The organism is Marinobacter sp. ATCH36 (assembly GCF_023555055.1).
GTDB lineage: Bacteria > Pseudomonadota > Gammaproteobacteria > Pseudomonadales > Oleiphilaceae > Marinobacter.
Window position 1 is genome coordinate 1 of sequence record NZ_JAMJPL010000004.1, and the last position, 24,149, is coordinate 24,149.

A 24,149-nucleotide genomic window follows, 5' to 3' on the forward strand; every position below is an offset into this window, starting at 1 on the left:
TTGACCAAATAACAACCAATGACGCCAATAATTCAGGCATCGCTGGTATCCTTTAGCTTCTCACTCACACTGGTTCTTCCTGGAGCACGTCAGATCACCGGAAAACGGTGTTTCTGGATGGGCACTATCTAGCCAAAGGACGACCGCATAGAAGCCGGATCTCGGCTCCGGGGTGGGGGTCCTTTTCTGCCGGGAAAAAGGTGTCTGAGCAAAGCGAGTTCTTTTTCCCAGAAGAAAAGGACCCCCACTCCGGGGCCAGCCTCCTAATCCAGCCCTGAGTTAATGCTGGAGAATCTGCTCCAGGAACTGCTGGGTTCTAGGCTCTTGTGGATTGGTGAAAAACTCGTGGGGAGGTGCTTCCTCCACAATCTCTCCGCCGTCCATGAAAATTACCCGGTCCGCCACGGTTTTTGCAAAACCCATTTCATGGGTTACACAGATCATGGTCATGCCACTGCCCGCAAGCTCGATCATCACGTCCAGCACTTCCTTGATCATTTCCGGGTCCAGCGCTGAAGTCGGCTCGTCAAACAGCATGATCTTCGGTTTCATGCACAGGGCACGGGCAATGGCGACACGCTGCTGCTGACCACCGGACAACTGGCCGGGATACTTGCTGGCCTGATCGGGAATCTTGACCCGCTCCAGATATTCCATTGCCGCTGCTTCTGCCTCTTTTCTGGGCGTTTTTCTGACCCAGATGGGCGACAGGCAGCAGTTCTCCAGCACCGTCAGGTGTGGGAACAGGTTGAAATGCTGGAACACCATGCCGACTTCGCGGCGCACCGTATCAATGTGGCGGATGTCATCGGTCAGTTCGATGTTATCCACGATGATTTTGCCCTGCTGGTGTTCCTCCAGCCGGTTAATGCAACGGATAAACGTCGACTTGCCAGACCCTGACGGGCCGCAGATCACGATACGCTCACCGTGACGGACAGTGAGGTTCAGGTCCTTGAGTACGTGAAAGTCGCCGTACCACTTGTTCATCCCTTCCACCCGGATGATGGCGGAACTGTCGTCTTTCTGGCTGGGCACCGAATTCCGGGAATCCGCAGCCTGGGTTTGTTCTGTCATAGTGTTACCCATCAGGTCTTGTGACCGGTGTCTAGTTTGCGTTCAAGGTTCTGGCTGTAACGGGAAATGCCGAAGCAGAAGACCCAGAAACAGAAAGCCACAAACACATAGCCTTCTATCGCCACGTTCTGCCAGGCCGGGTCTGTAATCGTGGACTGCACGGTACCGAGAATATCGAACAGGCCGATAATGAGTACCAGCGTGGTGTCTTTGAACAACGAAATGAAAGTATTGACGATGCCTGGAATCACCATCTTCAAGGCCTGTGGCAGGATAATCAGACCGGTTTTTTTCCAATACCCCAGCCCGAGCGCATCGGCCGCTTCATACTGACCCCGCGGAATAGCCTGCAGGCCCCCACGAATAACTTCCGCCATATAGGCCGATTGCCAGAGAGTGATACCGATCAGTGCCCGCATCAGCTTCTCAAAGTTCATGCCATCTGGCAGGAACAGCGGCAGCATCACCGATGCCATGAACAATACCGTTATCAGTGGCACGGCCCGCCATACTTCAATAAACACGACACAGATACCACGGATGATCGGCATTTCAGAACGCCGTCCCAGCGCCAGAAGAATGCCGATTGGCAGTGATGCGATGATCCCGATATAGGCGAGAATCAGCGTCAGCATCAGGCCGCCCCATTTGCTGCTTTGCACTTCTTCCAGTCCGAAGTTGCCGCCGGGAATCAGGAAATAGCCAATGACCGGCAAGCCGGTCAGGCCGAACAGACCGAACCACTTGCGGCCGGGAAATCGCTCAATGAATTGGGGAATAAAGCAGACCGCCAGCAGCAGGAACATCACGTCTACCCGCCACTGAAGATCATCCGGATAGAACCCATAGATAAAGAAGTTCAGCCGCTGACTGATAAATAGCCAGCAGGCACCCGTGCCCGTGCAGTCACTCGAATCTTCGCCCAAAAAGGTCGCATTAAAAAACAGCCAACTGAACAGCGGCCAGGCGCTGGTCACCACCAGATAGCCCACCACGATGGTCAGCAGGCTGTTGTACCAGCTGGAGAACAGATTCTCTCGCATCCAATCCACGGGGCTGATTGCAATTTTGGGTGGTTTCAACATTGGCTCAGCCATCATCGCTCCTTAATCGCCACGGCCCGATTATAAATATTCATAACCAGAGAGATTGACAGGCTGATGGTCAGATACACCGCCATCGTTATCGCCACCACTTCGACCGCCTGGCCGGTCTGGTTCAGGGTTGTGCCCATGAACACCGCCACCAGGTCGGGATAGCCGATCGCCGTGGCCAGCGATGAGTTCTTCGCCAAGTTCAGGTACTGACTGGTTAGCGGGGGAATGATCACCCGCATGGCCTGGGGAATAACCACCAGTCGCAGAGTCAGTCCGTTAGGCAACCCCAGAGCTTTTGCAGCTTCCGTCTGCCCCCCGCTGACCGAGAGAATGCCCGAGCGGACAATTTCGGCAATGAAGCTGGCGGTATACAGGGAAAGCGCAATCCACAGGGCAGCCAGTTCTGGAATGATGGTGATGCCGCCCCCAAAGTTGAACCCTTTGAGTTCAGGCAGATCCCATTCCAGCGGCGCGCCAGCGACAAAGTATCCGGCCACAGGCACAACTACCAGAATAGCCAGGCCCACCCTGAACGTCGGGAAGATTGCACCTGTGGCGAGTTGGCGTTCTTTCGCCCAGATACGTAAACCAATAACCGCAACGATGGCCGCAATAACCGCCCCCCAGACCAGGCCAAATCCATCCTGGGTCACTGGACCCGGCAGGTAGAGCCCACGGTTGTTGAGAAAAAAGGTGCCACCCACGTCCAGGCTTTGGCGCGCAGAGGGAAGGCTCCCCAGTACCGCGAAGTACCAGAAAAATATCTGTAGCAGCAGTGGAATATTGCGAATCACTTCAATGTAAACGAGCGCGAGCTTGGCAACCAGCCAGTTACTGGAGAGCCTGGCCACGCCGACGACAAAGCCAATAATCGTGGCGGTCACGATACCCATTGCCGAGACAAGCAATGTGTTCATAAGCCCCACGACAAAGGTCCGACCATACGTCATGGTGGAATCATAGGGCACCAACGACATGATAATGCCGAAACCTGAGGTTTCGCCAAGGAATCCAAAGCCGGTGCTGATTCCACGGCTTTGCATATTCGAAAGGGTATTATCAACCAGAGTCCACCCACCCCAGAACACCAGGGCGATGGCAATGAATTGGAAAAAGAGGGATCGTACCCGCGGGTCGTACCAGGGTTTCGGCCCCGCCGGTACTGAATCAGTAGCTTGTTTTTTCATGTGTTATCCCGGAAAGCTGAACCGCGATGAAACAAATCACGAACACAGCAGGCTGGCCCGGTTTGTCGGGCCAGCCCCTGCACGCTTTCAGGTTTTAGCGAAGCGGTGGCGCATAAAGGACGCCGCCGTCAGTCCACAGAGCGTTGACGCCACGGTCAAGCCCGAGAGGGGTGTCCGGGCCTACGTTGCGGTCGTACATCTCGCCATAGTTACCAACTTGCTTGATCACCTTGTGACCGAAGTCATCGGGCAGGCCAAGTTTGGCACCCATATCGCCGTCAGTTCCCAGCAGGCGCTGAATGCTCGGGTTGTCCGATTTCAACATGTCGTCAGCGTTGTCACTGGTAACGCCCAGTTCTTCTGCGTTGATCTGTGCATACAGCACCCATTTGATAATATTAAACCACTGATCATCACCCTGACGCACTACTGGGCCCAAAGGCTCTTTGGAGATGGTGTTCGGAAGGATCTTTGCGGAACTCGGGTCGTTCAGCTTGGAGCGCAGTGCCGCCAGCTGCGAGCGGTCGGAGGTCAGCACGTCACAGCGGCCGGCAGCGAAACCCTGAACCGTCTGTTCAGAAGTATCGAAAACAATCGGCTGGTATTCCATGCCCTTTGAACGGAAGTAATCCGACAGGTTCAGCTCGGTAGTAGTACCTGCCTGAATACAGATGGTGGCACCATCCAGTTCGGTCGCATCATTGACGCCTATGTCCTTGTTGATCAGGAAGCCCTGGCCGTCGTAGTAGTTGGTGCCTGTGAAGTTCAGGCCCAGAGACGCATCCCTGGTCAGTGTCCAGGTGGTGTTACGGGACAGCACATCAATCTCACCTGACTGAAGCGCGGTAAATCGCTCCTTTGCGGTCAGGGGCGTAAATTCAACGGCCTGGGCATCGCCAAAAATGGCGGCCGCAAAGGCACGACAGGTGTCCACATCAATACCTGTCCAGTTGCCTTTATCGTCCGGCTGGGAAAATCCTGGCAGACCACTGGTCACGCCACACTGCAAATGTCCTTTTTCCTTGACGCTTTCAAGGGTTGTCGCGGCACTGGCAAAGGGTGCGGCGAGCACACCGCACAGCATTACAGCGCCGACAGCAATCGACTTGGTATTGTTCATTCTGGTTTCTCCGAAATTCCGTTGGTTAGAGGAGCAACTAGCTTTCAGCAATTTGCAAGCCAGGCACACTAACTCATTGATTTATAATATTTGTTTTCTCTGAGCATTCCTCGATAACGCCAACAGGCCACAATACGGTGCGGTCAATGCCTCAATTCGGGGCACTGGGAGCACCAGTGGCTCCGGAGCCACTATTTCTGAACGCTCATGTATAAAATAGAAGCAGTTACGGAAATCAACCAGTTTTCCGGAGATTTTCTGCAGCCGGGCTTCGCAATTCTCTAGCCCGGTTCCTGGTAGGTATCGATCCGCGCCAACCATCCCGCTAGCCACTTATCGCGCTCGATGGCTCTTGGGGCGAGCTCTGCCCGACGTGTGAGCGTCATCTTCGCTGCCGTTCGAAAGCGCTGAAGGGCGGGGCCGCCTTTGTCAGGCATGGCCAGGAGCACCTGCAGCAAGCCCCACCCCTGCCCGCGATAGGTTTCCTGTGCTGACAGCCCCTCGCCCTTGAAATTGACGTAATCAATGACGGCATAGGCGCCCCCTGGCGTTCCAACAAGTTGACGCAGTTTATTACGGAGTGACTCCCGGCGGGGCTCCGGGGCTGCCGCCACAACTCTCTCCAGAGCACTTCGCGCCCGACGAACAATGAATTCTGCCTGCGCCCCACGGGTGGCCCAGAGAAATTCCCGCAGTAACGACACTCTTTCATCGCGCTCTTCACTTACTACCGCCTGCATGAAGGCGGCTCGATCCGGCCATGGTGCGTCGAACGGTTCCAGCTCACTCAACCACCGAGGCAAAGGAACGGATTGCTGCTGCATAAAGTCGATCAGCTCCGGGAAACTCTCCACAAACTGGCCATCAACACTGGTGGGATACCAGATGAAATGCCCGATACCCAGGGATGGAAAGGCTTCTCCCTCGTTCCAATGCACCAGACAGCTAGTTTTGCTGGCACACTCATTACGGAAGACCTGCTCACCAATCCAGGTCAGATCGGCAGGGGTCAGCTCAATATCCAGGGCCGTCGTTTCACTGGTTTGCCGGCAGCCTGCCATAAGAAGTAGGAGCATCAATGCGATTACCAGAGTTTCATAATTAGCTCGCGACATTGCCAGCCTCCAGCCAGTGGGGATAACCTGTGTTACAGATATGTTGCCACGCACCAAGACACTGGCAGCCGGAATCCGTGGCAAACACCGGAACATACTATGACATTTTTTTCAGCGCTCGCCTCCCGGCGCTTTGCATACACTGTGCTGTTAGCACTTGTCTGGCTGCTGATCGTAAGGGCAAGCCACATACTACAAAGCGGTATCTGGCCAAATTCCGCAGGCATGCTCGCAAGCGATCTTGCCGGAGCGGTGGTTCTGGCGGTTTTATTGAGCATAACGGCGGGCGCCTGCAGAGTATTGCTGTTTGTTCTTCTGGGCTGTGCAGCCTTCGTGGCAGGAATGCACCTCACCGTCCACGGCACGATTTTTCAGTTGTCGCTGATTGGCAAAGGTGTCGATCCAACCTTCATCAGCGGAAGCCTGATCAACAGGCACTCTCTACTGTTACCGGTCTACCTTGTCTTTGCCTGGCTCCTTCACTGGCTACACCGCAGATTTGTGACCGCACCCGTCGCCGGTGGCAAGGGACTGGTTGTATTCGCCACGCTCGTGGTAGCTGTTTATGGCGTCTCCTTCCAGAGTCTTACAACACCGACTAATAATCTTGTTGCCAGCTTTTTCTCACAGCTTCCCGGCGCCCTTGTCAGTCCCTTTACGTCCTCAGGCAACTCCGGGGGTGAGCTAGCAGACAATGCTCAGAAGATGCCTGACGACACCAATTTTTTTCACCAGCAGGTGGCCGCTCCCAGCGTAGAAAATCCGCCCAACGTATTGCTGGTCATGATTGAAGGCTTGTCAGCGGGCTATTTCCCGGGTGTGAGCAACTACCACAACCTCGATCCCTCCGTGAAGTTGAGCAGCCTCGAGGAGAACCTTGCCCGTCACGGGTTCCGCGTTTACAGGAACGCCTTGAGCATGGAGCGACAGACCGACCGGGGAACCTTCTCCATCCTCTGCGGTGCGTATCCGGATTTCAGCAGGCAATCCCGAAAAATGGTCGATGTAGCCGAAGACCGGGCAAGCCCTGACTGTATGCCCGCAAGACTGCTGGCAAGTGGCTACACCACAGCCTACTGGCAGGCTGCTCCCCTGGGTTATATGAGCAAAGGTGACTTTATGCCGCGAGTCGGGTTCAAGGACGTGACCGGAGCCGAAGTCTTCACCAGCGAGGGTGTCAAGGTGGAGGGCTGGGGCCCACCTGATCCGACGTATTTTGACAACATAGCCAAGCGTATTCGAAAGCTGGATTCCACCGCGGCTCCCTGGATGGTGACTTTGCTGAACGTGGGCACACACCACCCGTTCAATATCGGAAAAGAAGAACTTGAGGATGATGGCTTTGACTCCGGCGATCTCGAAGAGCTGGCAGAGACCGAGCCACAGGAATCCCGCCGAAAAGCGATGAAAACCATGGAGGCATCACTGAATCGCTTTCTCGACGGTCTCGCATCCGAGGGCATCCTCGATAACACCCTGGTGATTCTCACCTCCGACGAATCCGGTGGTTTTATCAGACAGGATCCGGAGTCCGTGCCCCTGAACAGCAACGTTGGGGTGCTGGCAGTGAAGCCTCCCGAAGGAGACACGCTGGCACGGTACGCCTCCGAGAACCAGATCGTCGCACAGATAGACATTCCCCCAACGATACTGGACATTACCGGGCTGGGCCGGAAAACCGGCGATATGATTGGCCGAAGCCTGCTGGTACAACAACACGATTCAGAGCGCGACCTTCTGCTTGCAGACACCTACACAGGGCTGAAATACTTTCTCAGGGAGTCCGGTCAGTTGCTGAGCTGCAGTGAGCTGATGACCAATTGCAGCACATGGCGTTTCGACCCGCAACGTGTGTTCGGCACATTGCAGCAGACGGATAATGAACCGTTTCTCACCTTTGAGGAACGTACAGCGCTGTTCAATAACGCTGCGTCTATGAAACCTGTTGAAAACCCATAGGCAGAAACTTCAAACCGGGAGTTCTTCACCTGAATGAAGATTCTTGCACTACATACTCTGGCATTTCTGCACGTTCATCGTCGGGGTCTGCTGACGTTTTACCTGTTTTTCACTGGCCTGACCCTGGCTGCGCTGACGCCCCTGTTCTCAGCCGCATTGGCGACGCTTGGCCCGGTCACCGGCAAGGCGGCGATCAGTACTGGCGGCCTGGTGCAATTCGTCATCTCGCCGGGTGGAATTCTCTGGCTTGCCGCCACTGCCACTATTGCCACACTGCTGGTGCTTCTGCAGCAGGCAGGCATGACCTGGATCGCCGCTTCCAGCGGCCATCGGGAATACCGAATTGCATTGTCGGCACTCTGGGCCATTGCCCGCCATTTCAGGAAACTTACGGCTCTGGCTTTGCTGCATGTTGGCAGCCATCTCATGGTGGCACTGCCTTTTCTGCTTACGGTGATCCTCGCCTATCAACTGCTCCTTTCGCCCCACGACATATACTACCTGCGGCTTGAACGGCCACCGGTTCTCTGGTGGTTCCTGGGGATCTCCGCCACTGCGGCACTGGGAATTGCCTTCTGCAATGGCTGGCTGTATCTGCGGTGGATACTCTCTGTTCCCCTGGTTCTGCTGGAAGGCCACGGTGCTAGAACAGCGCTCAGACTGAGCAGCCAATACGTGCATGGTCAGCGCCTGCCTGCCACCGGCGCATTGCTGACAGGCCTTTGCGGGCTGGTGATACTTCCGATTCTGGTCACCCTTGTCTTTCAGGGCATTGGCAGCCAACTGCTACCCAGGTTACCGGAACGGATGGACCTGCTCATGCCGGTAACGCTCGCCTTTGTCGCACTTTATATCTTCTTCACCATAACGCTGGCCTTTGCAGGCATCGCGGCCTACAGCATGCTTGTTTATAGCGTTTACCGTCAGGCAACCGGCCACAACCAGCGCGTATCCTCGAAAGGCTTGCCCAAACAGGCCGGCCCTATGGCCTGGACGGCAGAATTGCTGGTTATCGTATTGGCAGTCGGCCAGGCATGGCTCGTACTGCAGTCCTTCGAACAACAGGACGAAGTCGCGATAACCGCCCACAGAGGCAGTGCCTTGAAGGCACCAGAAAACACTCTGAGTGCCATAGAGCAGGCCATTGAAGATGGGGCGGATTACATTGAAATTGATGTTCGTATGACCGCTGACGGGGTACCGGTGCTCTGGCACGACACCGATATGCGGCGCGTCTTCGGCCTGGCAGGAAAAATCTCCGATATCAACCTGGAAGACGCCCGTAACCGGGATGCCGGTTCCTGGTTCGACCCGGCCTTCAGTCACGAGCGAATCGCCACTCTGGAAGAAGCCATCACCGCCACCAGGGGCGAGGCAAACCTTTACGTCGACATAAAGCCCGACCGGGACACCCCCGAACTGACCCGGGAAGTGGTCACGCTGCTCCAGCGAATGAACGCCGTGGACGGCACCGTAATTGCGGCAGCCGAATGGTACGTGCTGGCTGAAGTTCGCCAACTGGAACCCGAGCTGAGAACCACACTTCTGGCGCAGTTTATTGTCGGCCCGCTTTGGGAACGGAGCTTTGACAATCTCGGCCTACGGAGGAACAGGACGACGCCCGCCACGGTTGCGCAAACTCACCGATCCGGCAACGAACTTCATGTTTGGACGGTCAATAGTCCCAACGCCATGTCACGCTTTATCGACATGGGCGTGGACAACATCATCACCGACAGGCCGGAGGTACTGGCTGCCTTGCTTGAGCAACGGCGTGGACTCACCGATGCCGAAGTGCTGGTGATCAAGCTGCGCAACTGGCTTCGATAACAGCTGATTACCCATGGTAACTGGTCTAATCTTGAATGTGACTTCACCATCCAGCGCAAGGAGAGCGTCGACATGAACCGCCCAGGCCAACGCTCACGCCGCTGGTTCAGATCACTCTGTCTGATATGCGCAGTCATTTTGTTCTGTTCAGCCGTGCCGGCCCACGCCGAACAGCAAAACGAAGGGTCTGGTGAAGAGAGCAACCAGGAAGGCGCCGAGGCGCCCCCCGAAGAAAAAGAAGAAGAGCCCGAAGAAGCAAGACCTGCAGTCCAGCCCGAGCTGGAAGCAGATGCCGAAGGGCCACCCGAGATTCAGCTTCCTGATACCGAGACGGCGGATATCCGCCAGCAGATCCAGGCCCTGAGAACCTCACTGGACCAGCGCCTGGTTGCGGTTGACTCCACCCGCAACCGGCTCACCTACGCGGAATCACTTCTCAACCGACTCAAAGACGAATACGACAGTTTTGAGCTCCGACTGGAAAAAGCCGGCCTCAACCTCACCGGCAACTACGCCAACCTCCTTCAGCAGCGGCTTGAGAGACTCCAGCGTCAGGGGATTGCCGAGGATCTGATTGGTGACATCGAAGATCAGTTGTCGACAGCGCGTGAGGAACAACTCCGACTGGAAGAGTTCGAGGCCATCATTGATCCCGGCGATGATGCCCGCGACCAGTTAAGGAGCCAGAGGGCCAGCCTGGTTCGCCAGTTGCACAAGGCCGTCACCGAGCACATCCAGGTTCTGAACGAGTACTACAGTACAGTATCGGCCCTGAAGGACCGCGTGGAGGCGTATCAGATTCTGCTGCAGCAGCGCCTGTTCTGGCTGCCCAGTGCACCGGTTGTCGGAACGGAGACCCTTACGGAACTGTTGAACGCAGCGACCTGGTTTACCGGGCAGTTGCGTGTTGACCCGCTCAGAGACGCCATTGCTGAATCGGTTGAGGAGCGCGGCGGCCGTATAGCCTTACTGATTGCCCTTCTGGCATTACTGCTGATCAAGCGGCGAGCCATCAGACGAAACCTGGATGCCAACAGCCAGTACGTTGGCAACGTCGGCCATGATCGTATTGATTTTACGCTGTATGCGTTTGCCAACAGCGTGTTACTGGCCCTGCCCGGCGTGCTGGTGCTCGCAGTCGCCTCCCTATCGCTGATGGAAGGCAACGACTTCTATTCCGCCCTGTCCAAGGGACTGGCCACGGCGGCCCTTGTCACACTCCTGCTGGCGTTTATCAAAAACGTTGCCCGCCGCGGTGGATTGGGAGACGCCCATTTCCACTGGCATATCGACTCGCTGCGCGCCATTCGCCGGGAGCTTCCGTTTCTATTGACGCTGATAATTCCTATCACCGTTATTTTGCCGACCACCGCCACACCCGGCGGCTCCGAATTTGAAGGCAGTCTGGGGCGCCTTCTTTTCACCACTGTATCCATAGCCCTGTCAATGTTCGCACAGCGTATTATGAGTGCAGTTCGCGCCGACCGTCCGCAGAACAGATTCTTGCTGGCCCTGCATATACTGGCGGTAGCAACGCCCCTGCTACTGGCAGTGGCCTCACTGGTTGGATACCACTACACCGCCCTCGAACTGGAGCGAAATCTGTTCATCAGCATCTGCTGGATCGCATTCAACGCTATGCTGTTCTACGTCGGACTCCGGGCACTCTCGGTCAGGGAGCGTCGCCTCACCCTGGAGCGCCTGCGGGAACATCGGGAGGCGGAACGCAAGGTCGCTGATCACAAAGAAGCGGCGGAATCCTCAGGCGAAGGGGTTCCCCAAAGCCTGGACATGCCGGAAATGGACCTCAAGGATATCAGTCAGCAAAGTACCGCACTTTTGCGCATCCTGATTTCCGCGCTTGTCATATCCGGCCTCTGGCTGTTCTGGGCCGGCCTGATACCGGCCCTGCAGCTGTTCGACAACATCTCACTCTGGACCATCGCGACCGATCTTGAAGGCGGCGACCCACTGCCCATCACTCTTGGTGACCTGCTGCTGGCGCTGTTGGTCGGCGTCGGTACAGTGCTCGCCGTCAAAAACCTGCCCGGCACACTGGAAGTCATGGTGCTAAGCCGGTTGAAGCTTGAGCCAGGAACAGGCTATGCCATCACTACCCTCACCACCTATTCCCTGGTGTTAGTCGGGGTGGTGTTTTTTCTCGGCGTGATCGGAGTGCAATGGTCCAAGCTGCAGTGGCTGGTAGCCGCGCTCGGGGTGGGGTTGGGCTTTGGCCTTCAGGAAATTGTCGCCAACTTTGTGTCCGGCATTATCCTGTTGTTCGAACGTCCCATCCGTGTAGGAGATACGGTCACCATCGGCGGCATAACCGGCACGGTCTCGCGTATCCGCATTCGCGCAACCACTCTGGTTGACTGGGACCGCAAGGAGCAGATCATTCCCAACAAGACTTTCGTGACCCAGGACCTGACCAACTGGACACTGTCTGACTCGATCACCCGCGTCATACTGAAAGTCGGCGTTGCCTACGGCTCCGACATGGACCAGGTGCAGGAACTGCTCACGGAGGTGGCTCAGAGCAACGAACGGGTCGTGGATGATCCGGCACCAGCCGTATTCTGCGTCGGTCTCGGTGACAGCCGCATTGATTTCGAGCTACGGGTGTTTGTCAAAGATCCCCTGGACATTATGCCCCTGTCCCACGAGATCAACGCCGGCATTACTCGCGCCCTGAAGGAAGCAGGCATCGAGATCCCCTTCCCTCAGCGGGATATTCACGTGGGGAAAAGTTACTGGAGGCCCGAATAACCGGGCCTTCGACCAGACAGTCGGTACAGGGCCGCAAGAAGTCCCCGGAGCAGGGCAATGGCTGGCCATAACAACCAGCTGAGGAGGTACAGGGCCGGCACAAGGATGATCAACCAGCCAACGATCTGTATAGCCATTGGAGATACACCCAGCACATCCGCCACCCCGGCAAAGAAATCATTGATCAGGCTGGGATGCGTGACCACCAGGTACCCTGCTCCCAGGATTACGGGCCATTTCACATACCGGGCGCTGCTGAGAATCAGCCGCCCGCTGCCAGTTATGCGGGCAGCCAAAGCTGCTGAGCGGGTTGATAGCCTGGCTCCCTGTGTTGCCTTTGCCGCCGTGCGGCCTGCACGAAGCACCTTCACTGCGCTGGCGAACACCAGCACATCCACCGAGGCCCAGCCGATATCGCTGGCGGAAATATCCTCCCCGGTACGGTAGTCCGACTCCAGTTGCCGAACTCCACTGGTGAAAAACTGGGCAATGCCTTCGGTCACTCTTTCGGTCTGCACCCACTGGGTCTGGCCACTGGCATCCACGACAAACTGCCCGAGGAAATCGTGTCCTTCATTGTGAATGAAATTCACCGCATACCAGCCTCGCTCTTCCGGCGTCAGTGGTTCAGCTTCTTCCCTTGGATCAATCTCCTTGCCTCTGAGCTGTGCAATGTAATCCTTGGCAAGTTCATACTGACGGGCCGCCTTGCTCATCCATTCAACGGAACTGACGGGATGCCGGATAAAATAGTGAATGGGCGGCAAAACGCTTTCACCGTAGGTGCGAAGTACTTCACGAAACTCCGGTTCTGAGGCGTAAAGGGGAAGGATGGTACGGGCCATACCGGGATAGGAAAGCAGGGCTGCCTGGGCCTTGAGCAACACCAGCGGATCATCCCCGAGATCCAGTATGGCTGCCTGGACTTCAATGGGCTCGTCTTTGATATTGTCAAAACCGGGCAATGCTTCCCGGGCCTGAATCGAAATAAGCTTGTGCTCAATCGGCACCGGTCGGGACGAGTAACTGGCAAGTGCGGCAACCAGTAGCGCCACACCAAGGACCCACATGGCTTTGTTCAAACACTCACCCCTGGCTAATTGGATTCAACCTATACTGCCTGAGAATACGTTGATTACCATCACGCCGGCAACGATGAGGCCGATTCCGATCATCGCAGCCAGGTCCAGAGATTGACCGAAGAACACGTAGCCCGCCAGTGCAATCAATGCCACGCCAGCGCCGGCCCAGACGGCGTAGGCAACCCCGACAGGAAGTGTTTTCAGAGTGAGTGCCAGGAAGTAGAACGCCACAATATAAGCCACCACGACAACCAGAGACGGTGTCAGTCGGGTAAAGCCCTCTGAGCTTTTCAGGAAGGATGTGCCGATGACTTCGGCGAGGATGGCAATCGACAAATACGCCCACTGAATCATTTCAATGCATACCTTGTTGAGTCGCTTCGAATGCAAAAACCCCGAAGCTTGCACTCCGGGGTTTCATGGTCACCAGGATTGGTGCTGATGAAGCGTGAGATTTACTGCTCCACAAACGCCCTCTCGATAACGTAGTGCCCAAGGTCGCCATGACGTGCTTCCTTGAAGCCCATATTGTTGAGGATGGCACAGGTATCTTTCAACATGCTTGGGCTACCGCAGACCATGAAGCGGTCGTTCTCAAGATCAAACTCGGGAAGATCCAGGTCTTTTGTGAGCTTGCCATTTTCCATGGCGTCGGTCAGGCGCCCGGTGTTGCGGAAATCTTCACGAGTGACCGTGGGGTAATAAAGCAGCTTGCCATCCACCATCTCACCAAAGAATTCGTTATTCGGCAGTTCCTCGATCTCATCCTGGTAAGCCAGCTCGGACTTGTACCGAACGCCGTGGGTGACAATCACCTTATCGTAGGCCTCATAGACTTCCGGGTCCTTGATGATGCTGATAAATGGCGCCAGGCCGGTGCCTGTGCTGATCAGCCAGAGGTTCTTTCCCGGCAGCAGGTTGTCCATAATCAGGGTGCCGGTTGGCTTGCGGCTCACCATGATCTCATCGCCTACCTGGATTTTCTGCAGCCGTGAAGTCAGCGGGCCGTCCTGCACCTTGATAGAGAAAAACTCCAGCTCTTCTTCATAATTGGCGCTGGCAATACTGTAGGCGCGCATCAGCGGCTTGCCGTCGGTTTCCAGACCAATCATGGTGAAGTGGCCATTCTTGAACCGGAATCCGGGATCACGGGTGGTGGTAAAGCTGAAGAGGGTGTCGTTCCAGTGACGAACACTTGTTACACGCTCTTTGTTCAGGTTGCTCATGGTATCGCCCGTTTGTTAGCCGTTAGCAAATGAATGAAAATCATTGTGTGAATAATAACCCACAGGTAACCTATCGACAAAATGGGATATTTTCATAACCTTATTCGGGTTTTCCGATTATGAAGTTCAGTTTTCGTCAGCTTGAAGTATTCCTGGCTGCAGCGCACTTCCAGAACATCACCCGCGCCGCAGACTCCCTGGCCATGTCCCAGTCTGCTGCCAGCAGCGCCCTGAAAGAACTGGAGAACCAGTTCGATATCCAGCTTTTTGACCGGGTCGGCAAACGCCTTCAGCTCAATGAGCTTGGCCGGCTTTACCGCCCGAAAGTTGAGGCCCTGCTAGCCCAGGCCGGTGAACTGGAGCAGGCTTTCAGCAAGCATACCGAGGTCGGCGCCCTCAAGGTTGGCGCCACACTCACGATCGGTAACTATCTGGCTGTAGGCGTCATGGCCCAATACATGAATACCCCTACCCATCCCAAGATTTCCCTGGAAGTGGCCAATACGCGCACCATTGCCAAACGGGTCAGTGACTTCGAGTTGGACATCGGATTGATTGAGGGCGAGCTGCAGTCCTCAGAACTGGAAGTGATCCCCTGGCGTGGAGATGAGTTGGTGGCGTTCTGTTCTCCCAACCATCCTTTCGCCAGCAAGGCAAGACTATCAGACGCCGACCTGCGCTCCGCCACCTGGATAATGCGAGAACAAGGCTCAGGGACCCGCCAGACCTTTGAGCGGGGCATGCACGGCCTGCTATCGGATCTGGATATACTGCTGGAACTGGAACACACGGAAGCGATCAAGCGTGCCGTGGAAGCCAACCTTGGTATCGGCTGCCTTTCCCGGGTATGTCTTGCGGACGCGTTCCGGCGGGGAAGTCTGGTACCTCTGAAGGTTCCTGAAGAAAGGCAATTCGACCGTACCTTCTACTTCATTCTGCACAAACAGAAATACCGGAGTGCTGGTATCGATCGCTGGATAGAGCTCTGTGAGCAGCTTCAGGACCCGCCAATGCCAACCTCACAGGGCCAGACCGGACCACTGTGAAACCGGAATTCGGTATCTGGTGATTCTATCAGTTGCCTTTCCAGTTCCAGGAAACTGTCAATACGATGCTCGACCGGCTCACCTGCCGCCTGCTCTGCCAGGTCCAGGTAATCCCGATAGTGCCGCGCCTCGGATTTCAGGAGCCCGTTGTAGAATTCCGACAGTTTTTCATCGAGATGAGGCGCCAGGGCGGCAAAGCGCTCACAGGAGCGCGCCTCGATAATGGCTCCGACAATCAGAACATCCACCAGCCGGCCTGGATCCTCCGCCCTGACCTCTTTGCGTAAACCGGCGGCATAACGCGCCGGGGTGAGGTGGGCGTAGCGCACGCCACGCTTTTCCATAATGGCCAGTACCTGCTCGAAATGCCTGAGCTCTTCCCGGGCCAGACGGGACATCTTGTTGAGCAAGTCGGTGTTATCCACATAGCGATACATAAGGCTGAGCGCTGTCGAAGCTGCCTTTTTCTCGCAATGGGCATGGTCGATCAACATCAGATCCTGGTTTGCCAGGGCATTGTCGATCCATTGTTGTGGAGTTCGACACGGCAGAAAGTTGTGGATCTCTAGCAAGGCGTCGTTCATGGCGTCATAACAGTATTGATGTGCGGCAGGCGAGTATAACGCAGACAACAGCTTCCTCCGACCTCTGTCCAACTTAACTTTATAAGGGCTTTCCTATAGAATGCAGCGCCAACTTAACACCTTTTCGCCATAAAACTCCCGTCGGGCAAAGACGCCCACGACGCGGAACATTCCAACTGATGAGGGTCCATATCGTGTTAGAAGCCTATCGTGAACACGTTGCAGAACGCGAAGCTCTGGGAATTCCCCCCAAGCCGCTGAATCCCGAGCAGACCGCCGCGCTGGTCGAATTGCTGAAAAATCCACCGGCCGGTGAAGAAGAAACGCTTGTTTACCTGCTGGAAAACCGTATACCGCCGGGCGTAGACGAAGCCGCTTATGTGAAAGCCGCTTTCCTGTCTGCCATCGTGAAGGGTGAAGCCACTTCCCCACTGATCGACAAGAAGAAAGCGGTCCAGTTGCTGGGCATGATGCAGGGCGGCTACAACATCGCCACGCTGGTTGACCTTCTGGACGACAGCGAACTGGCCGAGCTGGCCGGTATAGAGCTCAAGCACACGCTGCTGATGTTTGATGCCTTCAACGATGTGAAAGAGAAAATGGACGCCGGCAACGCCGTTGCCAAGTCCGTGGTTGAATCCTGGGCCAACGCCGAGTGGTTCACCAACAAGAAGAAGGTTCCCGAGAGCACCAAGATGGTGGTGTTCAAGGTTACCGGCGAAACCAACACCGATGACCTGTCCCCGGCCCCGGATGCCTGGTCACGCCCGGATATCCCGCTGCACGCCCGCGCAGCCTATAAAATGGAGCGTGACGGCCTCGAGCCGGACGAGCCCGGCGTTACCGGCCCCATGGCTCAGATTGATGAAATCAAGGCCAAGGGTCTTCCCGTTGTCTTCGTTGGCGACGTTGTGGGTACCGGCTCTTCACGCAAGTCTGCAACCAACTCTGTTCTGTGGTTCTTCGGCGAAGACATGCCGGGCGTACCCAATAAGCGCACCGGTGGCGTCTGTATCGGCAATAAAGTTGCCCCGATCTTCTTCAATACCATGGAAGACGCCGGCGCGCTGGTCTTCGAAGCACCTGTTGATAACATGAATATGGGCGACGTCATCGAAATTCGCCCATACGAAGGTAAGGTTCTGAACGAGGCTGGCGAAACCATTTCCGAATTCGGCTTCAAATCCGAAGTCATTCTGGACGAAGTTCAGGCCGGCGGCCGTATTCCGCTGATCATCGGCCGCGGCCTGACCGCCAAAGCCCGCACCGCACTGGGCATGGGCGCCACTGACATCTTCCGTCTGCCTGACGACCCGGAAGCCGGCACCAAGGGCTTCACCCTGGGCCAGAAGATGGTCGGCAAGGCCTGTGGCCTGGAAGAAGGCAAAGGCGTTCGCCCGGGTACCTACTGCGAACCGCACATGACTACCGTCGGCTCCCAGGACACCACCGGCCCGATGACCCGTGACGAGCTGAAAGACCTGGCGTGCCTGGGCTTCCAGGCAGACCTGGTGATGCAGTCCTTCTGTCACACTGCCGCCTATCCCAAGCCGGTTGACGTGGAAATGCAGCACACCATGCCGGACTTTATCCGTACCCGTGGCGGTGTTTCCCTGCGCCCGGGCGACGGCATCATCCACTCGTGGCTGAACCGCATGCTGCTGCCGGACACCGTCGGTACCGGTGGTGACTCCCACACCCGTTTCCCGATGGGCATCTCCTTCCCGGCCGGTTCTGGCCTGGTTGCGTTTGCTGCAGCCACTGGCGTTATGCCGCTGGATATGCCGGAATCGGTTCTGGTGCGCTTCAAAGGCGAAATGCAGCCAGGCATCACCCTGCGCGACCTGGTACACGCGATCCCGCTGTACGGCATCAAGCAGGGCATGCTGACGGTTGAGAAGAAGGGAAAGATCAACGAATTCTCCGGTCGCATCCTGGAAATTGAGGGCCTCGAACACCTCACCGTCGAGCAGGCGTTCGAGCTTTCTGACGCCTCCGCCGAACGCTCCGCAGCCGGTTGTACCATCAACCTGTCGGAAGAGTCTGTCGCCGAGTACCTGCGCTCCAACATCACCATGCTGCGCTGGATGATTGCCGAAGGTTACGGCGACCCTCGTACCCTGGAGCGTCGCGCCCAGCAAATGGAAGAATGGATTGCCGATCCGAAGCTGATGCGTGCGGACAAGGACGCCGAGTACTCGCATGTGGTGGAAATCGACCTGGCCGAGATCAAAGAGCCGATCGTCTGCTGCCCGAATGATCCGGACGATGCGCGCACCCTGTCCGAAGTGGCTGGCGACAAGGTAGACGAAGTGTTCATCGGTTCCTGTATGACCAACATCGGTCACTTCCGTGCCGCCGGCAAACTGCTGGCACAGAACAAAGAACCCCTGAAGACCCGTCTGTGGATGTCTCCTCCCACCAAGATGGACCAGGCCCAGTTGATGGAAGAAGGCTACTTCAACATCTACGGCACCGCCGGTGTTCGCACCGAGATGCCGGGCTGCTCCCTGTGCATGGGCAACCAGGCGCGTGTGGCAGCCAAGAGCACCGTGCTGTCCACGTCCACTCGTAACTTCCCCAACCGCCTGGGCGATGGTGCCAACGTGTACCTGACCTCTGCGGAACTGGCGGCAGTCGGCGCGGTACTGGGCAAACTGCCCTCCGCTGCGGAGTACATGGAGTACGCCAAGAACCTGAACAGCATGTCGAAAGAGATCTACAAGTATCTCAACTTCGACCAGATGGAGAAATACACCAGCAAGGCATCTGAAGCGAACGTCGCTTAAGACCTGACCTTAACGGTTTAGCTCCATGAAAACGCCAGCCTCCGGGCTGGCGTTTTTTGTGGCTGGTTACACAGAAGTAGCCTGACAGATCGTGAGGCTGGGCCCGCCGCGGGGTACTTTTTCTTCTGGGAAAAAGAACTCGCTGCGCTCAGACACCTTTTTCCCGGCAGAAAAGGCACCCCACACCGTGCCCGATCTAACTCCGAGGATATACCCCCGCGGCGGGCCCACCCCACTACAAAAAAGGGGCCCCCTAAGGAGCCCCTGTCATTATTCAGAGCGTTATAAGTGCTCTTTTTTTACCGGGTGATGTGCTGATACTCGCCGGCATCTTCAGTAGCAAGGCTCACCACCATGATGGCAACCCAGGCAATGATGAAGCCAGGAATGATCTCGTACACGCCAGGACCACCCATGAACGAGCCGTTCCAGCCCAGCGAGATCCAGATGATAACGGTAGCAGCACCTGCCACCATGCCGGCGATAGCGCCAGCACCGTTGGTACGCGGCCACATCAGCGACAGGAGGATCAGCGGGCCGAATGCAGCCCCGAAGCCTGCCCAGGCGTTACTGACCAGCGCCAGAACCTGAGAGTTCGGATCGGATGCAATAACCGCTGCAACCAGACCAACCAGCACGACACAAATTCGGCCAACCCTTACGCATTCTTTATCGTCCGCTTCTTTTCGCAGGAACAGACGGTAGAAGTCCTCGGTCAGTGATGAAGACGACACCAGCAACTGACTGGAGATGGTACTCATGACCGCTGCAAGCAGCGCAGCGTAGAGGAAACCAGTGATCAACGGATGGAAAAGCAGATCCGCCAGGATAATAAAGATGGTCTCCGGATCCTGAACATCCATGCCATTGCGGATTGCGTAGGCCCGACCGAACACGCCCAGAGAGACAGCGCCAATCAGCGAGATAAGCATCCAGCCCATGCCGATGTTACGGGCAGTCGGTACCTCTTTAAGTGTACGGATCGCCATGAACCGCACAATGATGTGTGGCTGGCCAAAATAACCAAGACCCCAGGTTACAGCAGACAACCAGCCAATAAGCGTCAATCCCTCCGTCCAGGATAGCAACGTGGGGTCGACTTCATTCAGAGTCTGCGACGCCTGCGCAAATCCGCCGCCGCCTTCGCCAAAGAGCACAACCGCCGGCATGATCACCAGTGCCAGCATCATGATGCAGCCTTGCACGAAGTCCGTCATGCTCACAGCCAGGAAGCCGCCAACCACGGTATAGACAAGTACCACGCCCAACGTGATCACGATGCCCACCGCGTAATCGCTCAAACCACCGAAGTTGAAGATGCCTGAGAATGCGCTCTCGAACAGTTTACCACCTGCTACCAGGCCGGAGGCCGTGTAGACCGCGAAGAAGATAACGATGACGACAGCGGATACCGTTCTCAGCGACAGTGCCTGAGTCGGGAACCGGTTTGCCAGGAAGGATGGAATGGTTATCGCGTTGCCGTAGTGAACCGTCTGTTCACGAAGGCGCGGAGCCACCAGGGTCCAGTTAAAGAACGCACCCACGAGCAGACCGATACCAATCCAGGCAGAGCCCAGACCAGATACGAACATCGCCCCGGGCAGGCCCAGGAGCAACCAACCACTCATATCCGAAGCACCAGCCGACAAAGCCGCCACTTTTGGACTGAGCGCTCGGCCACCCAGCATGTAATCTTCAGATGAAGACGTAGCCCTGCGCATTGCATAAACGCCGATAGCGATCATGAGCGCAAAGTAAGCAAATAGACTAATCCAAACACCAATAGCCATGAAACTCCTCCAGTTCAATTGGACGGATCTGACTCCGACCGGTTGGCGCGTTTACCCTGTTTAATCGGATAGTCGCACCCTTTGTTTTTTTAACGCTTTTTCTTGCCCAAATGATGAGGCGCTACTGCCTAAAGCGCCAGCCTCCGCATCGCAATGCTTACCTCCTGTCCGTCAGTTTTTGTTTCGCCCTGCTGTACGAGCATAGCGCCGTTTACACCCTTTCAATCCCAAGGGACAGCAGCGAGGCATTACCTCCCACCGCCGTCGTGTTGATGGTGCGGGTTCTCTCGGTGGCAAACCGCAGCAGATAATGCGGTCCACCGGCTTTGGGTCCGGTGCCCGACAGGCCCCGACCACCAAAGGGTTGAACACCGACAACCGCACCTATCTGGTTACGGTTGACGTAGGTATTGCCCACTTTTACACGCTGTTCGATATAGGCAGCGGTGGATTCACTGCGGCTGTGGATTCCCAGCGTAAGGCCATACCCTGCAGCGTTGATTTCGTCGATGACATCATCCAGCTTCTCTGCAGTGTAGCGGACAACGTGAACAATCGGCCCGAAATGTTCGTTTTTTAACTCTTTTATGCCCGAAATCCCGTAGGCGGTGGGCGGAATGAAGTACCCCGACTGACAGGATTCAGGCAATGGCGCGCTGGCAATAAATCGCGCGCCTTTGTTCAGATCGGCCAGATGTGACTGCAAGCTGGACCGTGCTTCATCATCGATCACCGGCCCAACGTCGGTACTGTGTCGTTCCGGATTACCAACTGACAGCTCCTGCATGGCTCCCGCCAGCAGGGTTTCCATCCGCTCGGCCACCTCTTTCTGGATATAAAGCACACGCAGTGCAGAACATCGCTGCCCAGCACTGGCAAAGGCGGACTGGACAACATCCCTGACCACCTGCTCCGGTAACGCGCTGCTGTCCACAATCATGGCATTCTGCCCGCCTGTTTCTGCGATAAGAGGCACGATTGCTCCCTCACGCTGCGCAAGGGTACGATTGAGGATATGGGCTACCTGTGTAGAGCCGGTGAAGGCGACGCCGGCAATCCTGGGGTCCGGGGTCAGTCTGCCGCCGATTGTTGCACCATCACCGGGTAAAAGTTGAATTACATCAGGTGGAAATCCGGCCTCAAGCATCAGCTCAAAGGCGCGGCCCGCTACCAGGCTTGTCTGTTCCGCCGGTTTGGCGATCACAGTATTGCCGGCAACCAGCGCAGCCATGATCTGGCCGGTAAATATGGCCAACGGGAAATTCCAGGGGCTGATGCAGAGAAACACACCACGCCCTTCCATATAGAGTTCGTTGCTTTCTCCCGTCGGCCCCGGCAAAGCCATGGCATCGCCGAATCGAGCCCGGCCTTGAATGGCGTAATAACGACAAAAATCAACAGCTTCCCGAACTTCGTCGATGCCATCCTGCATGGTTTTACCCGCTTCGCGGCAACAGATCGCCATCAGCTCTTCCATGTGGGATTCCAGCAGATCGGCATATTTTTCTAGGCATCGGGCCCGCTCCTCGACGGGACGATCGCGCCACCCGGGGAAACCCGCACTGGCTGCGTCAAGAGCTTCGGCTGCCTGGGATTCGGTGCTCCAATAAACATGCCCAACCGGTTGAGTAGTGTCGTAGGGAGCGGTAATTTCTCTGGGACTTCCCTCGCGCCTTTGCTCTCCACCAATGACCGGGGCCGCCTGCCAGCCGGATTCCGAGCATCCGGAGAGATGGTTCAGCAGCGGCTCAAGGTCGGCAGCAACATGAATATTCATACCTCTGGCATTGCGGCGCTCTTCACCATAGATATGAGTTGGTGCCGGAATCCGGTCATTGGGAAGGGAGTCATATTTCTGTAGCTCATGGACCGGATTCTGAACGAGATCCTCAATTGGGGTCTCCGCGTCCACCAGACGATGAACGAATGACGAGTTGGCGCCGTTTTCCAGTAGTCGACGGACCAGGTACGGCAACAGTTCCTTGTGGGCGCCTACCGGTGCGTAAATACGCACGGGAATATCGTTCTCCTGGAGGATACTGTTGTAAAGCGCATCTCCCATACCATGCAGTCGCTGGAACTCGATCCGGCGGCGTTTGGTCTTCGCCATGGCGAGCACCGAGGCAACGGTGTGGGCGTTATGGCTCGCCAGCTGTGGGTACAACGCCCCTTCGGTATAGTCACTCAACAGAAATCGAAGGCACGCAAGGTAAGACGTATCGGTGGCTTCCTTGCGGGTGAATACCGGGTAACTCTCCAGCCCCAGCTGCTGACAGATCTTGATTTCGGTATCCCAATAGGCCCCTTTGACCAACCGGATGGGAATCTCGTCGCCCTGTTCCTTCGCCAGTTTTGTGAGCCAGCACAAAACCGGCAGCGCCCGTTTGGAATAAGCCTGAACAACCATCCCGAATCCGTCCCACCCTCTGGCAACCGGCGAGCTGAAGACTTTTTCAAACAGTTTCAGGGAGATTTCCAGACGATCCATTTCCTCGGCATCAATCGTAATCGACACCTTGTTCTCACGGGCAAATGTCAGAAGATCCGTAAGTGTAGCGCCCAGTTCCTGCAGAACACGCTCTTCCTGGGATGCCTCAAATCTGGGATGAAGCGCGGAAAGCTTGATGGAAATTGAGGGGGGCGAAATATCACTGTCGGGATAGCTGTCGTTTCCGACGGATTGAATGGCATCCATGTAATCCTTCAGGTAGCGGGCAGCGTCATCACTGGTCATTGCCGCTTCGCCCAGCATATCGAAGGAATAGGTGTAACCCATATCGCGGTATTCTTGGGCGTTCCTCAAGGCCTCGTCAATATTACGGCCGAGAACGAACTGTTTTCCCATGATGGCCATGGCCCGGTACATGGCACTGCGAATTACTGGCTCACCGCTGCGTTTGACCAGACGGTGCCAGATGCTGGAGGGTGAGCCGTCGAGGCGCCTGTCCATTTTGACCACCCTCCCCGTCAACAGCAGCCCCCAGGTAGAGGCATTAACGAGGGTGGATTCGCTGCGGCCTACGTGCTTTTTCCAGTCGGCATCGGAGAGCTTGTCCTGAATCAGGGCATCCGCCGTGTATTTATCGGGAATACGCATCAATGCTTCAGCCAGACACATCAGCAGGATGCCTTCCTGCGTATCCAGGCTGTACTCCTGAAGGAGCGCATCGATCATGTGGACGGAGTCATCCTGCTCCCTGACTTTTCTGATCAGGCTGGTAGCTATTTGGGTGACGGCACGATGCTCCGCAGCGTCACTCTCGGCCAGGGGAATCAGTTCGCTCAGGTATTTCGCTTCATCGACGGCGTAATTGGCAAGAACTCCCTGCCAGAAGAAAGGTTTCGGCTGTTCCTGAAATGCAGGCTCTAAAACCTTGCTTGCATTGAACATGTTAGCGCCCCGTCGATGGCACCGGCCGTCAGCCGAATACCAGAATTTATTATTCTGTTTGGGTCAGACAACACGCACGAATCCATT

General features: G+C 56.2%; 16 protein-coding genes. 5 read left to right on the plus strand and 11 right to left on the minus strand.

Features of this window, described 5'->3' with window-relative positions; translation table 11 throughout:
- Positions 1-279: 279 nt before the first annotated feature.
- The 5 genes from M8010_RS13075 to M8010_RS13095 form a co-directional block, all read right to left on the minus strand.
- Entirely contained in the window at positions 280-990 is a 711-nt protein-coding gene (locus M8010_RS13075) for an amino acid ABC transporter ATP-binding protein (protein ID WP_284048127.1), read from the minus strand.
- 98 nt (positions 991-1,088) lie between these two features.
- Positions 1,089-2,174 (minus strand): amino acid ABC transporter permease, encoded by a 1,086-nt coding sequence (locus M8010_RS13080; RefSeq protein WP_250091856.1) that lies wholly within the window; start codon positions 2,172-2,174, stop codon positions 1,089-1,091.
- Positions 2,174-3,361, minus strand: coding sequence for an amino acid ABC transporter permease (locus tag M8010_RS13085; RefSeq protein ID WP_250091858.1), 1,188 nt, complete (start codon positions 3,359-3,361; stop codon positions 2,174-2,176). The genes M8010_RS13080 and M8010_RS13085 overlap by 1 nt, the downstream gene beginning before the upstream one ends.
- A gap of 94 nt (positions 3,362-3,455) precedes the next feature.
- On the minus strand, positions 3,456-4,481 hold the full coding sequence (locus tag M8010_RS13090) for an amino acid ABC transporter substrate-binding protein (RefSeq protein WP_250091860.1): 1,026 nt from the start codon (positions 4,479-4,481) through the stop codon (positions 3,456-3,458).
- 281 nt (positions 4,482-4,762) lie between these two features.
- Complete coding sequence (locus tag M8010_RS13095) at positions 4,763-5,596, minus strand: hypothetical protein (RefSeq protein ID WP_250091861.1); 834 nt, start codon at positions 5,594-5,596, stop codon at positions 4,763-4,765.
- 99 nt (positions 5,597-5,695) lie between these two features.
- Here M8010_RS13095 and M8010_RS13100 point away from each other — a divergent pair, with 99 nt between their 5' ends.
- The 3 genes from M8010_RS13100 (at position 5,696) to M8010_RS13110 (ending at position 12,154) form a co-directional block, all read left to right on the plus strand.
- Positions 5,696-7,555, plus strand: a complete 1,860-nt coding sequence (locus M8010_RS13100; protein WP_250091863.1) for an LTA synthase family protein — start codon at positions 5,696-5,698, stop codon at positions 7,553-7,555.
- A 33-nt stretch (positions 7,556-7,588) separates the two neighbouring features.
- Positions 7,589-9,385, plus strand: coding sequence for a glycerophosphodiester phosphodiesterase family protein (locus tag M8010_RS13105; protein WP_250091865.1), 1,797 nt, complete (start codon positions 7,589-7,591; stop codon positions 9,383-9,385).
- Between the two features lie 72 nt (positions 9,386-9,457).
- Positions 9,458-12,154 carry a mechanosensitive ion channel domain-containing protein gene (locus M8010_RS13110; protein WP_250091868.1) on the plus strand — a complete coding sequence of 899 codons (2,697 nt, stop codon included), beginning with the start codon at positions 9,458-9,460 and terminating at the stop codon, positions 12,152-12,154.
- On the opposite strand, the gene M8010_RS13115 is transcribed toward M8010_RS13110, so the two are convergent.
- The 3 genes from M8010_RS13115 to M8010_RS13125 all read right to left on the minus strand — a co-directional run bounded on the left by M8010_RS13115 (position 12,136) and on the right by M8010_RS13125 (position 14,462).
- The gene (locus M8010_RS13115) at positions 12,136-13,236 is read right to left on the minus strand and encodes a hypothetical protein (RefSeq protein WP_250091870.1); all 1,101 of its coding nucleotides are present in this window, start codon (positions 13,234-13,236) and stop codon (positions 12,136-12,138) included. The genes M8010_RS13110 and M8010_RS13115 overlap by 19 nt on opposite strands.
- A gap of 24 nt (positions 13,237-13,260) precedes the next feature.
- On the minus strand, positions 13,261-13,590 hold the full coding sequence (locus tag M8010_RS13120; protein WP_250091872.1) for a DMT family transporter: 330 nt from the start codon (positions 13,588-13,590) through the stop codon (positions 13,261-13,263).
- Positions 13,591-13,691: 101 nt separating this feature from the next.
- Complete coding sequence (locus M8010_RS13125; RefSeq protein ID WP_250091874.1) at positions 13,692-14,462, minus strand: ferredoxin--NADP reductase; 771 nt, start codon at positions 14,460-14,462, stop codon at positions 13,692-13,694.
- 119 nt (positions 14,463-14,581) lie between these two features.
- Here M8010_RS13125 and M8010_RS13130 point away from each other — a divergent pair, with 119 nt between their 5' ends.
- Positions 14,582-15,508, plus strand: coding sequence for a LysR family transcriptional regulator (locus M8010_RS13130; protein ID WP_250091876.1), 927 nt, complete (start codon positions 14,582-14,584; stop codon positions 15,506-15,508).
- On the opposite strand, the gene M8010_RS13135 is transcribed toward M8010_RS13130, so the two are convergent.
- A complete protein-coding gene (locus M8010_RS13135) occupies positions 15,460-16,092 on the minus strand; it encodes a MiaE family protein (protein ID WP_250092688.1) in 633 nt (210 codons plus the stop codon). The genes M8010_RS13130 and M8010_RS13135 overlap by 49 nt on opposite strands.
- Positions 16,093-16,286: 194 nt before the next feature.
- On the opposite strand from M8010_RS13135, the gene M8010_RS13140 reads away from it, so the two are divergent.
- Positions 16,287-18,881, plus strand: a complete 2,595-nt coding sequence (locus M8010_RS13140) for a bifunctional aconitate hydratase 2/2-methylisocitrate dehydratase (RefSeq protein ID WP_250092694.1) — start codon at positions 16,287-16,289, stop codon at positions 18,879-18,881.
- Between the two features lie 299 nt (positions 18,882-19,180).
- On the opposite strand, the gene putP is transcribed toward M8010_RS13140, so the two are convergent.
- Positions 19,181-20,671, minus strand: a complete 1,491-nt coding sequence (gene putP, locus M8010_RS13145) for a sodium/proline symporter PutP (RefSeq protein ID WP_250091878.1) — start codon at positions 20,669-20,671, stop codon at positions 19,181-19,183.
- Positions 20,672-20,882: 211 nt separating this feature from the next.
- Positions 20,883-24,062 (minus strand): bifunctional proline dehydrogenase/L-glutamate gamma-semialdehyde dehydrogenase PutA, encoded by a 3,180-nt coding sequence (gene putA / locus M8010_RS13150; protein ID WP_250091879.1) that lies wholly within the window; start codon positions 24,060-24,062, stop codon positions 20,883-20,885.
- Between the last annotated feature and the right edge of the window lie 87 nt (positions 24,063-24,149).